General features: G+C 60.6%; 15 protein-coding genes and 1 pseudogene. All 16 read left to right on the top strand.

The features are described from left to right. The first annotated feature begins 15 nt into the window (after positions 1-15). The 16 genes and pseudogenes from C4J93_RS05880 to C4J93_RS05955 all read left to right on the top strand — a co-directional run bounded on the left by C4J93_RS05880 (position 16) and on the right by C4J93_RS05955 (position 13,311). Positions 16-273, top strand: a complete 258-nt coding sequence (locus tag C4J93_RS05880) for a hypothetical protein (protein WP_256660151.1) — start codon at positions 16-18, stop codon at positions 271-273. Positions 274-602: 329 nt separating this feature from the next. After that, the gene (locus C4J93_RS05885; protein ID WP_164485233.1) at positions 603-1,121 is read left to right on the top strand and encodes a phage regulatory CII family protein; all 519 of its coding nucleotides are present in this window, start codon (positions 603-605) and stop codon (positions 1,119-1,121) included. A gap of 37 nt (positions 1,122-1,158) precedes the next feature. Beyond that, on the top strand, positions 1,159-1,341 hold the full coding sequence (locus tag C4J93_RS05890; RefSeq protein WP_372238169.1) for a TraR/DksA C4-type zinc finger protein: 183 nt from the start codon (positions 1,159-1,161) through the stop codon (positions 1,339-1,341). Next, positions 1,331-3,547 carry a VapE domain-containing protein gene (locus C4J93_RS05895; protein ID WP_124428828.1) on the top strand — a complete coding sequence of 739 codons (2,217 nt, stop codon included), beginning with the start codon at positions 1,331-1,333 and terminating at the stop codon, positions 3,545-3,547. Before C4J93_RS05890 ends, C4J93_RS05895 begins: the two co-directional genes overlap by 11 nt. Beyond that, positions 3,540-3,899: a hypothetical protein gene (locus tag C4J93_RS05900; RefSeq protein ID WP_124428829.1), complete on the top strand. Its 360-nt coding sequence runs from the start codon at positions 3,540-3,542 to the stop codon at positions 3,897-3,899. The genes C4J93_RS05895 and C4J93_RS05900 overlap by 8 nt, the downstream gene beginning before the upstream one ends. A gap of 517 nt (positions 3,900-4,416) precedes the next feature. Next, positions 4,417-4,761 carry a phage holin family protein gene (locus C4J93_RS05905; RefSeq protein WP_124428830.1) on the top strand — a complete coding sequence of 115 codons (345 nt, stop codon included), beginning with the start codon at positions 4,417-4,419 and terminating at the stop codon, positions 4,759-4,761. A gap of 205 nt (positions 4,762-4,966) precedes the next feature. After that, positions 4,967-5,568 (top strand): annotated as a pseudogene (locus C4J93_RS05910) (terminase small subunit). 3 nt (positions 5,569-5,571) lie between these two features. Beyond that, the gene (locus tag C4J93_RS05915) at positions 5,572-7,596 is read left to right on the top strand and encodes a phage terminase large subunit family protein (protein ID WP_124428831.1); all 2,025 of its coding nucleotides are present in this window, start codon (positions 5,572-5,574) and stop codon (positions 7,594-7,596) included. A gap of 1 nt (position 7,597) precedes the next feature. Next, on the top strand, positions 7,598-7,804 hold the full coding sequence (locus C4J93_RS05920) for a phage head-tail joining protein (protein WP_059397074.1): 207 nt from the start codon (positions 7,598-7,600) through the stop codon (positions 7,802-7,804). Then, positions 7,804-9,285: a phage portal protein gene (locus tag C4J93_RS05925; protein ID WP_124428832.1), complete on the top strand. Its 1,482-nt coding sequence runs from the start codon at positions 7,804-7,806 to the stop codon at positions 9,283-9,285. Before C4J93_RS05920 ends, C4J93_RS05925 begins: the two co-directional genes overlap by 1 nt. After that, a complete protein-coding gene (locus C4J93_RS05930; RefSeq protein WP_124428833.1) occupies positions 9,282-10,424 on the top strand; it encodes a head maturation protease, ClpP-related in 1,143 nt (380 codons plus the stop codon). Before C4J93_RS05925 ends, C4J93_RS05930 begins: the two co-directional genes overlap by 4 nt. Further along, positions 10,421-10,759 (top strand): head decoration protein, encoded by a 339-nt coding sequence (locus C4J93_RS05935; protein WP_124428834.1) that lies wholly within the window; start codon positions 10,421-10,423, stop codon positions 10,757-10,759. The genes C4J93_RS05930 and C4J93_RS05935 overlap by 4 nt, the downstream gene beginning before the upstream one ends. Before the next feature lie 62 nt (positions 10,760-10,821). Further along, complete coding sequence (locus C4J93_RS05940) at positions 10,822-11,817, top strand: major capsid protein (RefSeq protein ID WP_124428835.1); 996 nt, start codon at positions 10,822-10,824, stop codon at positions 11,815-11,817. A gap of 2 nt (positions 11,818-11,819) precedes the next feature. Continuing rightward, positions 11,820-12,140 (top strand): hypothetical protein, encoded by a 321-nt coding sequence (locus C4J93_RS05945; protein WP_124369982.1) that lies wholly within the window; start codon positions 11,820-11,822, stop codon positions 12,138-12,140. After that, entirely contained in the window at positions 12,137-12,796 is a 660-nt protein-coding gene (locus C4J93_RS05950) for a hypothetical protein (RefSeq protein ID WP_124428836.1), read from the top strand. Before C4J93_RS05945 ends, C4J93_RS05950 begins: the two co-directional genes overlap by 4 nt. After that, positions 12,796-13,311 carry a hypothetical protein gene (locus tag C4J93_RS05955; RefSeq protein WP_078820565.1) on the top strand — a complete coding sequence of 172 codons (516 nt, stop codon included), beginning with the start codon at positions 12,796-12,798 and terminating at the stop codon, positions 13,309-13,311. Before C4J93_RS05950 ends, C4J93_RS05955 begins: the two co-directional genes overlap by 1 nt. Positions 13,312-13,335: the final 24 nt, after the last annotated feature.

Below are 13,335 nucleotides of genomic sequence, written 5' to 3' on the forward strand. Positions count from 1 at the left end.
ATGGAGGGCTTTAAGTTGAACCCGTCAGACTTTCCAAATGCCATCGCGTTCGCTTTTGAAGCGGTGGGGGGTATCGGCGCAGCTGCCAGGGTCTGCGACCGTAGCTATCAAGCGCTGAATAAATGGCGTCTGGCAGCGAGCCTGCCGCGAACCGATTACACCGGTGAAACCCAGTACGCCAAGCTTTTGGCGAATGCTGCGGAGCAAAAGGGCAATGCTTTTGATGCGGCTTGGTTGCTTCATGCGTCGACCCCACAAAAAAATGCAGCATAGATAGAAAAAGGGCGACCCAAGGGCCGCCCAGTTCCTCCCGGCACACACCACCACAGTGCTGTCGGGTCGCGATGAAGGCAGGAGGGCACACCACATGCAAACCACCTCCCTTTCTCGCGCTGCCAAGACACGGATGTCTTGGGTTGCTGCCTTTTCCACCACAGATTAGGCAGCTGTTGCGCCAGAGGTGAGAGACGGATCGCTCACCTCGGCACGGTGCCGGTTTCGATCTTGAGGATCTTGCCGGCGTTTGGGCCCTTTCAAGCCACGCGGCAAATGTAACACCACTGCACGCCGCGCGGCACTGGCAACTTATAAGGATTAATGCCATGAGCCGAATTGCTCTGAGTTGCGTTGATCGAGCACAACGGGAAGTCCTGACGCTCGAATTAGCGCTGTACCACGCCGCACGGGATTATCCAGGCGGCGCCGCTGCAATTGCAGCCACAACCGGCCGTAATGCCACTACTTTGCAACACAAGCTGTCTCCCACCCACCCTTCGCACACCGTAAACGTCCAAGAGTTCGGCGAGATTCTCGAACTAACTAAGGACCGCCGCATTCTTGATGCGGTGCATGCCCTTGTCGGTGACACGACTTGGCAGGAACTGGCCGACACCTATACCAACGATATGCCCGAGACACTGACAACGGGGATTGCCTCTTACTTCCGGCAGGTGGCCGATCTGGCAGACACCTGGGCCAAAAGCATTGGCGACGGCGTAGTGAGTGACCAGGAGCTGGCCGAGATACGCCTGCAGGTGTTTCGCGGAATCCAGGGGTTGTTGGGCCTGCTCAACCGTGCCCAATACGTCAATCAGACAACGCGGGGAACTGACCGTGGCTGACGATATCGACTTCGCTAATGACCTGGTGCAGGAGCGCATGGATCGTGCACTCGCTGCACGAAACTCAAACAAAACCGCCACGGTCGCGCATTCCTTCATGTTCTGTGAAGAATGCGACACACCGATTCCGACAGAGCGCCGGATTGCGATCCCTGGCTGCACCCACTGTGTAACTTGCCAATCCTTCGACGAAGCCAGGAAGGCCCGACATGCTCGATGAGGTATTGGGTCAATTTGCTGACTATGGCCTTGAGCCAGCTCAACCATTGGTTTTCGGCAAGCTCACCCGCTGCAAAACCAGCCAGGACAAGGGCAAGGAGAAAAACGGCTGGTATGTCGTCCATGAACACCGCACCGAGAAGAACGAAACACTGATTTTCGGCAGCTTCGGTGATTGGCGCTCCGGCGATAGCCAAAAGATCAAAGTCAAGGCCGGGCGCATGAGCCCCGAAGAGCGTGAAGTCATGCGCGCTCGCCAGGAAGAGGCCAAGCGCAAGGCGGCAGAGACCGCTGCCAACGCGTCACGCCGCGCGGCCAACCGTGCTGCGGGCCTGTTCAAACGCATGCCGGATAAAGGTAGGAGTGCCTATCTGGAGCGAAAGCAGATCGTTGGCTTCAAGGTCCGCTATGCGCCTCGTACCGGCGCATTTTTAGTGCCTATGTGCAACGTGCGTGACGAGATCGTCGGCCTGCAGGTGATCTTCCCAGCGAAGCAAGAGGACACTGGCCGCGATAAAGCTTATTGGCCCTACGGCATGTCCAAGGAAGGCGCGTTCCACCTGATCGGCCCTCACCCTGAACCTGGCGAGCCGGTGCTGGTCTGTGAGGGCTACGCCACGGGCGCAAGCCTGCACATGGCGACTTCGCTTACCGTGGCGATTGCCTTTGACGCGGGCAACCTTCTGCCTGTCTGCAAGGCCATGCGCGAGCGCTTCCCTGGTTGCCCACTGATCATTTGCCGCGATGACGACTGGAAGACTAAGCGCCCCAACGGTGACGCCTGGAATCCTGGCGAAGAGAAGGCGAACAATGCAGCGCTGATCGTCGGCGGCCAGGTGGTCGCCCCGGTGTTTTCCGGCGACCGTGAGGTCAAGTGGACCGACTTCAACGATCTGCACGTTGCCGAGGGCTTGGAGGCCGTCCGCCGCCAGGTGCTGGCGGTCGTCAAACCTCCTGCAGCGGGCGGCTGGAAAGACCAGCTCGCTCGCACCGAAAACGGCTCCCTGATAGCACACATGCAAAACGTCGAGCTGATCCTGGGTAACGACGAGCGCTGGGCGGGTGTCATCGGTTACAGCGTCTTCAGCTCCAAGATAGTGAAACTACGGTCTGCGCCCTACGGTGGCGGTGCCGGCGACTGGGCAGACATCGACGACATGAGGGTGATGAAGTGGCTCGCGCAACAGTACAACCTGCGCGTGAAGGCTTCCCACGTCATCGAGGCGGTCAGTGTTGTCGCCCATGACCATTCGTTCCACCCTGTGCGGGAGTACTTGGAAAAGCTGGAATGGGACCGCGTGCCCCGCATTGAAACCTGGCTAACCGACGTGTTGGGCGTCCAGGCAAGCGAGTACTCGGCCAAGGTCGGCAAGCGTTGGTTAATCTCGGCGGTCGCCCGTGTCATGCGCCCAGGCTGCAAGGCCGACTCGGTGATGATCCTTGAAGGCGGGCAGGGCGCTGGTAAGTCCACGGCCATGGGCGTGCTAGGCGGCGAGTGGTTCATGGATACGCCTTTTGCCCTCGGCGACAAGGACAGCTTTCAGGCCATTCGCGGCAAGTGGATTGTCGAGCTGGGGGAGCTGGACAGTTTCAACAAGGCAGAAAGTACCAAGGCGAAGCAGTTTTTCTCCGCGTCTACCGACACCTACCGCGAGAGCTACGGCCGCAGAACGAATGACGTGCCACGCCAGTGTGTTTTCGTGGGTACCACCAACCAAGAGGAATACCTCAAGGACGCCACGGGTAACCGTCGCTATTGGCCGGTGTTCTGTAACAAGGTCGATCTGGAGCAACTGCGCGAGATCCGCGATCAGTTATGGGCTGAAGCGTTGTTCTGCTTCGAGGCTGGCGATATTTGGTGGGTGACCAAGGATGAGTCTTGGATGTTCGCCGAGGCGCAGGACGAGCGTTTCGTGGTTGACGAATGGGAGGGGCCAATCCTGACTTGGTTGGAGGAATCGCAGATCGGCGAAACCGCCACCGGCAACGAGATCCTGACCCAGGCCCTTAAGCTGGACTTCGGCCACTGGGGCAAGCCCGAGCAGATGCGGGTCGGAGCAATCATGCACCGGTTGGGCTGGCGTAAGAAACGCATGCCCGCGTTGCCGAAAAGCGGTGTGCGGCCATGGGCCTATGAGAAACCTACGGGCTGGGGGCGGGCGTCTGCATTGCAGCAGTCGGTACAGGAGGAGCCTTGCTTTGATTAAAGAGATCGATGCGCGGCTCCGTATGTGGGCAGAAGAGCTGCACAGTGAATTCACCAAGGGCGGGCTCGCTGGCGGCAACATGGTCGCGATGATGATGGAGAGCAACGGTCAATTGATTCGCGGTCGGCGTGCGTTTCGCGCGCCGCTGGAGGGATCGCTCGATATAGAGCTGATCGTGAACAAGCATCTGGACGAGCCACTGGAGACTGTCGTCCGGGAGCACTACTGCAACCATGACACCGACATGCGCTTGAAGTATGCCCATTGCGGCTGTGGTCGCGACACCTACTACCAGCGGCTGCACGAAGCCCACCTGCATATCTACTACATGCTGATGGGGAAGGCTGCATGACCCTCGGCGTCACTCCGTGTGCCCCTGTCCTATTGTCCTGCCTTGTCCAACTGCCATATAGCGAAGTTGGACAGGCGCAGGCCGCGCCGTTGTTGGGCTGTCCTACCGTCCAACCTGCACACGCCCCACGCACACATGAGCATAGCGGGCACTTAGTCGCGCTCATGGCGCGCACGCGTGCTTTTAGCTTTCTCTCTATACACAAGAGAAAAGTAAAAAAGGTAGGACAGTAGGGCAGAGCCCCGAATTTAGGGGGCTGTAGCTGTCCTACTTCGATTCAGCATAGTGGGACAGTAGGACAGCGCCGGAGGCGCTTGAAGCCGAATAAAAGATATTCACCGACATTGCCAGGACGTTGACCAGATATTGGCCGGGTGGCATTAAAACAGGCTTGCTGCCACCGGAATCCGCCTGTAAAAAGTAGTCATCTTCGATAGGTGCGACCGCAAGCAGCGGGACACACCACCACACCAAACCCGGCCACTGCGCCGGGTTTTTGCGTTTATGGGGTAAGGCAATGACGAACGAGCAGCAAGCGCTTATTGAGATGCCGGTCTGGATGGTGATCCTTCTGTCCCTGGTCGGAGGAATTTCCGGTGAGGCATGGCGAGCCGATAAAGCGGGGGCAAGCGGTTGGTCCTTGGTCCGCCGTTTGGTGCTTCGATCCGGGGCCTGCGTTGTCTGCGGGCTTTCAACCATGATGTTGCTGCACGCTTCGGGCATGTCGGTCCTGGCAGCGGGTAGCATCGGGTGCCTCACCGCGATGGCCGGGGCCGACGTTGCCATCGGGCTGTACGAACGCTGGGCTGCCAAGCGGTTGGGCGTGTGCGATGTGCCGCCCTCGGGCAGCGGTCAGGCATGATGCGCTGGAGGCCACGTAATACGTGGTCTGTAGCGGGGCGCGTCAAAATGGTGCGCCGAAAGTTGCCGGGGACCCTGGCGGCATTCGAGGGACACGGGGCATGAAACCCGCGGGAAAGCGTTAGCGGCAGGGCTGCCAGCTTACTGAAATTCAATCCATTGAAATTGAAAGGTTTCCATTGAAAAGCCGTTGAAAAGGAGGGCTTATGACGGATCCATTGTTCCTGTCTAAAAGTGCTTTCGCGGCTCGCATCGGCAGGACGCCGAGCTACATCACCTGGCTCAAAGGCAACAACCGGTTGGTGCTGTCGCCGGACGGCAAGATGGTGGACGTGCTGGCAACCGAAGCACTGATCATCGAAACCGCCGACCCCAGCAAGACAGCCGTAGCGGCTCGACACCAACAGGACCGGATTCAGCGTGACGTTTACAGTCAACTGTCCCCCTGGCCGAGCCGACTAACACGGCTGCGCCGCAGCAGCCTAATGCTGTCGGCGCCAAGGGCCACGACTTCCAAAAGGCTCGCGCCATGCGCGAATACAACCTGGCGCAGTTGGCCGAGATCGAGCTGCACAAGGCGCAGGGCTCCCTGGTCGCCAGGGATGCCGTCGAGCTGGGCGCTTACAACGCCGGGCGCCATCTGCGGGACCAGTTGTTCGGCCTACTGCCTCAGCTGTCCCACAAGTTGGCAGTGATGACCGACCCCTGGGACATCGAAAAACACCTGACGGCGACACTCCGTAAATCACTGGAAGAGGCTGAGCGCATGTCCTCGTCCGACCTTGAACGAGCAATGACAACGAGCTGACCTATGACCACGGAATTTCCTGACGGGGACCGTGCGTACCGTGAGGCGTATTTCCGTGGGCTGCGACCCGACCCAGACCTCTGGATTGACGAATGGGCCGACGAATACATGCGCATCCCGCGTGATACCGGCGCCCCTGAACCGGGCCAGTACCGCACCGACCGGACGCCGTATGCCCGCGAGCCGATGCGTTGCCTGTCACCGGCCCACCCTTGCCGGCGAGTGGTCACCATGGTGGCTTCGCAGTTGATGAAAACGCAGATCGCCTTGAATTGGATGGGCGGGCTGATCCACATGGCACCGTCCAACATCTTGGCGCTGTTACCCAGCCTGAGCCTGTCCAAGCGCGTTTCTGGGCGGATCAGCAAAACGATCAAGGCAACCCCGGAGCTGGCAAAGCGGGTAGCGGCCAGCCGCTCGCGGGATGCCCGCAACACCATGGACACCAAGGAGTTCGAGGGCGGCGCCTTGTACGTCACGACTGCGGGCTCTGCGGCCAACTTGTCTGAGCTGTCGGCACGCTACATCTACGGCGACGAGGTTGACCGTTGGGAGAACGACGTCGGCCAGGAAGGTGACCCCATCGTGCTGGCGGAAACGCGTGCTACCAACTTTGGCCGCAACGCCAAGATCTACTTCTCCAGCTCGCCGACGATCAAGGGTGCCTCGCGGATCTCGGACCTGTTCGAGTCCAGCGACCAGCGTTACTACTACGTGCCATGCCCCACCTGCGGGCATATGCAGGTGTTGGAGTGGGAGCGGTTGCTCTACAGCAAGGACTACAGCACGGTTCACTACCAGTGCGCCGCGCCTGAATGTGATGTGCTGATCGAGGAGCATCACAAGACCGACATGCTCGCCCGTGGTGAGTGGCGAGCCCATGGCAGCGGCGATGGCAAGACGGTGGGTTTCCACCTGAACGCGCTCTATTCGCCGATTGGTTGGAAGGACTGGGCCTCCCTTGCCGAGGAGTTCGAGGACGCCAAGAAGGCCCAGGCCAAAGGTGACATGGGCCTGATGCAGGTCTTCTACAACACCCGCCTCGCCAAAGTCTGGGACAGCGCGCAAGAGCAAACCAAGGCAGAAGTGCTGGTCGCTCGGGCGCGGCTGGAGACCTACACCCTCGGCAGCATGCCGGTGGGCGTGCTGATGCTGACCGGCGCCGTCGACGTCCAGGCCAACCGCCTGGAGTTGATGGTGATGGGTTTTGGTGTCGGCATGGAGCGTTGGGTGGTCGACCACCAGGTGATCTGGGGCGACCCAGCTGATGAACGCACCTGGGCGGTGTTGGACGAAAAGCTCAAGGTTCGATACCGGCATCCATGCGGTGTGGGCTTGGCGATCCTGGCGACGGGCGTCGACTCCGGCGGTCACCACACCGACGAGGTTTACCAGTTCTGCCGGGTGCGGCGTTGGCGCAACATCTTCGCCATCAAGGGCGCGAGCAAGCCCGGTAAGCCGGTGATTGCTCAGCGGCCGTCCATGGTTGATGTGACCTGGAAGGGCCAGACCGAACGCGGCGGCGCCGAGCTGTGGTTTGTCGGTACCGACACCGCGAAGGACTGGATCTACAACCGCTATGCCTTCGAGGACGGCCCTGGTTCGCTGCACTTTGCCAACGACCTGCCGGACGAGTTCTTCGCCCAGTGCGTTGCTGAGCGCAAGGTCGCCCGATACGTCAAAGGCTACAAGCGTATCGAGTGGGTCAAGGGCAAGGCAGAGCGCAACGAGGCGCTCGACCTGATGGTGTATTGCCTGGCGATGGCGCATTACCTTGGCATCAACCGGTACCAGGAACACGACTGGGAGCGGGTAAGACAGGCGCTGGCTCAGTCCGGTTTGTTCGACGATGTGTTGGGCGTCAAGCCCGTGCAGGGCGAGCCCGTCGACGCTGACGAAACACCGGCACCAGTTGCGGCGCGTCAGTCGCTACCCGCACCGCCACCTGCTGCACCTGTCGCCCAACCGCGACACGCTGCACCCCCTCAACGCCGCAGCTCCACCAGCGGTTACCTGAAGAGACGCTGATATGTCGTTTACCCCGAAGCACCTCGAAGCCATCGAGCGCGCCATTGCACGCGGTGAAAAGACCGTGCGCTACAGCGACCGCACGGTGGAATACCGTTCCATCGACGAACTGCTCAAGGCTCGTGACGAGATCCGCACGTCGCTGAGTCAAGCCGCCGGGCCGCGCTCTCGCGTGGTTCGGCTCATGCATGGAGGCAAAGGACTCTAATGGCACGACACTATCCGACGCTGACCCGTAATGGATTCTTGCTGCCGTCGAACATCAAGGCCAGTTACGAAGGCGCGGGTGAGGGCCGACGCTCGGCCAGTTGGGAAGCCACCGACAACGGCATCAACAGCATCAACACCCCGGCTCTGCGTAACCTGCGGGCGCGTTCACGGGCGGCGGTGCGCAATGACCCGTACGCCTTCAACGTCATCGACAAGCGCGTCAGCAACCTGATCGGCACAGGCATCACGCCCAGGCCGACCACGGATGACGCGGAACTGCGCAAACTCCAGCAGCAGTTGTGGGAGGACTGGGTTGACGAAGCGGACGCTGATGAGCTGACCGACTTCTACGGCATGCAGGCCCTGGTGGCGCGCACGGTTGAAACGGCCGGTGAGTGCTTTGTGCGGTTGCGGCCGCGCAGCCTCAGTGAGGGGTTAGCGGTGCCGCTACAACTGCAGGCGCTGGCACCTGAGTTTGTCCCACATGACAAGTTCGAAACGGCCAAAAACGGCAACGTCATCCGCGCCGGGATCGAGTTCAATCCGGCCGGCAAGCGTGTGGCGTACTGGATGTACTTGTCGCACCCACGCGATTCGTCGTCGTTAAACGTCGGTTACAACCAGCTGGTGCGCGTACCGGCGACACAGGTGCTGCACATCTTCGAACCGATGGAGCCTGGGCAACTGCGCGGCGTGCCGCGTCTGGCGCCGGTACTGAAACGCCTGCGCAGCCTGGACAACTACGATGACGCGGTGTTGTTCCGCCAGGAGGTGGCGAACCTGTTTGCAGGTTTCATCAAACGACCGGCACCGGAAACGGGGCAGCAACCACGCGACCCTGTCACGGGGCAACCTCTGACCACCGACCGCGACGGCTTCACACCGATGGTGGCCCTGGAGCCCGGCACCATGCAGGAGCTGGGGCCAGGTGAGGAGGTGGAATTCTCCAAGCCACCGGACGCCGGCAACAACTACCCGGACTTCATGCGGCAGCAGTTGATGGCAGCGGCGGCGGGTTCGGGCACGCCGTACGAGATCCTCACCGGCGACATGCGCGAGGTCAACGACCGGGCGCTGCGGGTCGTGCTCAACGAGTTCAGGCGGCGGCTGGAGCAGCTGCAATTCGGCGTGTATGTGCATCAACTGTGTCGCCCGGTGCGTGCCGCCTGGATGGACATGGCGGTGCTATCCGGTGCCCTGGTGCTGGAGGACTACGCCCAACGTCGGCGCGAATACCTGCGCACACGCTGGGTGCCACAAGGCTGGGCCTACATTCAGCCGGTGCAGGACGTTCAGGCGCGGCGGATGGAAGTGCAGGCGGGCTTCGGTTCGCGCAGCGAGATGTGTCTGCGCAACGGCTACGACGCGGAAACCATCGACGCGGAAAACGCGGCCGACCTCGCCAGGTCCACGGAACTGGGCCTCAACTACACCACGCTTGATGCCATCGAGCCGATTGATGACAAGGAACAACCATGAGTAAAAAAACGATCCCGCGCATTTATGACAAGGCTGGCAAACAGGTAAAAGTCGCGGATAAAAGTTGGTACACCTTCCAGGCCAGCGGCGAAGCCGAGCAACAGACCATTGAGGTGTTTGTATACGGCGAGATCGGCACCTGGGGTGTCAGCGCTAATCAGTTTGTTCAGGACCTACGGGCCATGGATGACGGTACTTCCCCGGTCGTTGTGGCGTTCAACAGCATCGGCGGCGACCTGTTCGACGGACTGGCGATTCACAACGCGCTGTCGCGCTTGGGCGAGCGCTGTACCGGGCGCATTGATGCGCTGGCGGCCAGCGCGGCCAGTGTCGCCGTGTGCGGCGCTCACCGGGTGGTGATCGCGGCCAATGCCATGCTGATGATCCACAACCCCTACACCTTTACCGGTGGTGATGCCGAGGACTTCCGGCGTGTCGCCGACGTGCTGGACCAGACGCTGGAAGCGATTATTGCGGCCTACAAGTCCAAAGCGCCGGACATTGATGAGGCCGAGCTGCGGCGCATGGTCAACGCCGAGACCTGGTTGACCGCCAATGAGGCGGTGGCGCTAGGCCTTGCGGATGAAGTGGGCGACGGGCTGAAGGTGAAAGCCTGTCTCGGTCAAGGCAGCGTGTTGCAGCGCTTCCAGAATGCCCCGGCTGAATTGCTGGCCCAGTTGGACGAAGAGCCCGAAGTCGAACCGGCTGATCCCGTAAACCTTCCGGATCCAGTACCCGTATTAGACGCTGCCGGATTGGCGTTGATGGTCACCAAGGGGTGTGCGGCGGCAGGCATCAGCAACCTGGTGGACCCGATACTCGCTTCGACGAAGCTGGAAAGCGAAGCGGTAGTCACTGCGGCGCTGACAAAGGCGAAAGCGCTGCACGGCTTGTGCGTCGCAGCACGATTGCCGGAACTGACCGGTGAGTTCCTGGCCGCTGGCCTGGATGAAGCAGCTGTCAGGGCGCGCCTGTTCGACAAGCTGGTCAGCAGCGGCGGCGGTTTTGAAATCAACAACAGTCTGCCGCTGGACAATGACCCGGCACCCACTATCAAGGCCAAACAGGTCGACAGTAATTCAATCTGGGCAAGCCGGCAGGCGGCACAGAACGGAACCTCGAAAGGAGTAAGAGCATGAAAATCGAATCGATGCACGCAGGCGAGTTCCTGCTGTCTGAAGGCCCAGGCACTATTTCACGTGAAGCAATCAACGTCGCCGCCGGGCCGGCGTTGGAGCCGGGCCAGCTCCTTGGGCTGGTGACTGCTACGGGCGAGTTTGCACCCTATCAGCCGACAGCTGAGGACGGCTCTGAAAACGCCATGGCGATCCTCTACGGTCCGCTGGGGCAGTCTGATGTGGTACGTCGCGGCCGCGCCATCGTGCGTCAGGCCGAAGTCAGCGAAGTCCATTTGACCGGCCTCGACCCCGCCGCCGAAAAGGCCCTGGCCGCCCATTTCGTGATCGTCCGTTAAGACGCTCACCTCATTTATCCATCCCGCCGAGTGCGGGATTTTTCGTTTCTGGAGAGTACCCCATGGCCGATATCGCCATTTTTGAAGACGATGCATTCAGCGTCTCCTCGCTGACCGCTGCAATCAATGAACAGGAATACCTGCCGGGCCGCATCAGCAGCCTTGGCCTGTTCCGCGAAGAGGGCATCAGCACGCTGACCGTGCAGATCGAGAAAGACGGCGACACGCTGGCCCTGGTGCCATCGGGTGAACGTGGTACTTCTGGTCTGGTGGTCGGTGCGACTAAGCGTCAGTTGATCCCGTTCAATACCGTGCACCTGCCGGAACGCTTCACCATCAAGGCCGATGAGATTCAAGGCATTCGCGCCTTCGGTACCCGCAGCGAACTGCAGGCCGTGCAGGATGTGGTCAACAAGCGCCTGGCAAAGGCCCGACGGCAACTGGATGCCACCCACGAATTTCAGCGCATGGGCGCGTTGAACGGGCAGGTGCTGGACGCCGATGGCAAGACCGTCCTGTTGGATATTTATAAGTCTTTTGGCGTGAATCGCCAGAAGCTGCCGATGGGCTTGAACAGTCCAGATACCGAGCTGCGGGTTAAATGCGGTGAAGCGCTGGATATGCAAGAGGAAGCCCTCGGTAGCGTCACCAGCAGTGGCTCCCGCGCTTTGTGCGGCAAGAACTTCTGGAACAAGCTGATCGTCCACAAGTCGGTCAAGGAGACCTACCTCAACACCATGCAGGCCGCGTCTCTGCGTGGCGATGCCCGTGAAAGTTTCGAGTTCGGCGGGATCGTCTGGGAGCGATATCGCGGCAAGGTTGCCGGTGTTGCGTTCGTCCACGACGACAAGGCGCTGCTGGTCCCCGAGGGTGTCCCTGATCTGTATATCTCGTCCTTCGCACCGGCCGACTACATGGAAACGGTCAACACCCAAGGCATCCCGTACTACAGCAAGATCGAGCCGCTGCCTTTCAACAAGGGGGTCGCCGGCGAAGCCCAGTCCAACCCGCTGCACCTGTGCACGCGGCCTCGCGCGCAGATCCTGCTGGAGATGTGATCGTGGCCTTCCGCGATCTGATCGACGACATCGACGAAGTGGTCTTCGAAACACTGGGCGATAGCGCACGGATCGAGGGCCGCGAAGAGCCTGTGCTTGGTATGTTTGCCGCGCCCTGGTTGCAGCCGAAGCTCGGCAAGCTCAACACCGGCTTGCGTGAGCCTCGGTTTGAGATCCGCGTCAGCGATTCGGAAGGTTTGAAACGCGGGCTACTGGTTAGCGTCGACTTGCCCGCCCTGGACGGCGGCGGCGATTACGACTTGCTGCAGCTGGAGCCGAGCGGCGACGGTCTGGTCGCCTTGATCCTGAGGTTACGCCCATGAGCATCGGTAGCTACGTCAAACCCTCGGCCGGCGGCGGGATGATCTCGATCCAGTCGTCAGCTGCAGATCTCCAGGCGTTTCAGGACTTCGCCAAGTTGGTGCCCAAGGCAGCTGCTGCGGCCCACCGACGCGCGATCAACAAGACGTTGGGCTGGTTGCGCACACATATTGCCCGTGCAGTCAGCAGGCAGGAGCGCATTGCTGTCGCGGCAGTGCGTCAACGGTTGCGCAGCTACCCAGTGTCCGGCGGGGCATCGAGCGGCAAGCTGTGGTTCGGCTTGAATGCCATCGAGTCCAGCCGGATTGGCCGGGCGCGGCAAACTAGCAGCGGTGTTTCGGTTGCGGGGCGGCGCTATCAAGGCGCGTTTCTCAAGAAGGTCTACGGCAACAAGCCAGACATTTGGATTCGTACTGCGAGCAAGCACTTCAATGCTGATGATTATCCAGACAGCACGGTGTCACCTGGTCGCGGTGCAAGTTCTGGATGGGTCGCGGAGCATGGCAATCGTTTCCCGTTAGCCAAGGCCAAGGTGTCTCTGGAGCAGGCCCGTCCGCATTTTGAGACATGGGTGCAAAAGGCGGATGAACGCTTGCTGGAGATCCTGAAGCAAGAGCTCAACTTCGAACTACAGAAATACTTGAAGAGGATCGGGTAATGGCTGACGAACCTTTTAGCCTGGACCAGCTTTACCGGGCGGTCGAGCAACACCTGGTGAGCCATCTGCCAGGGGTTCAGACGGTAAGTGCCTGGCCTGACATTCAGGATCGCATCGCTTTACCGGCGGTCTTTCTGGAGCTGGCGGAGATCGAGCCCGGTATCGATATCGGCACGGGTGAAACCACATTGGTGTGTAAGTTCGAGGCACGTATCGTCGTTGACCCGATCTATCCTCTGCATCAGCAACAGGCGGTGCAGCTGGCTACCCAACTTGCGGTCCTACTCCGGGCTCAGACCTGGGGGCTGGAAGTCGAGCCGGCAGAGTTCGTTCAGGCACTACAGGACTGGACCCAGCCAGTGTTGGATGGTTACACCGTTTGGCTGGTGGAATGGACGCAGCAGGTGTATCTCGGCCCTGAAGAGTGGCCTTGGCCCGATCAGCCGCCCGGCATGCTGTTGTTTGGCTTCAACAACGACGTCAAAGAGGACTTTGTTCCAGCGGAGGACTTGTGAGCGGCTATGTTGCTGCCCAGCACG

It is taken from the genome of Pseudomonas sp. R2-37-08W (assembly GCF_003851705.1).
Taxonomy (GTDB): Bacteria; Pseudomonadota; Gammaproteobacteria; order Pseudomonadales; family Pseudomonadaceae; genus Aquipseudomonas.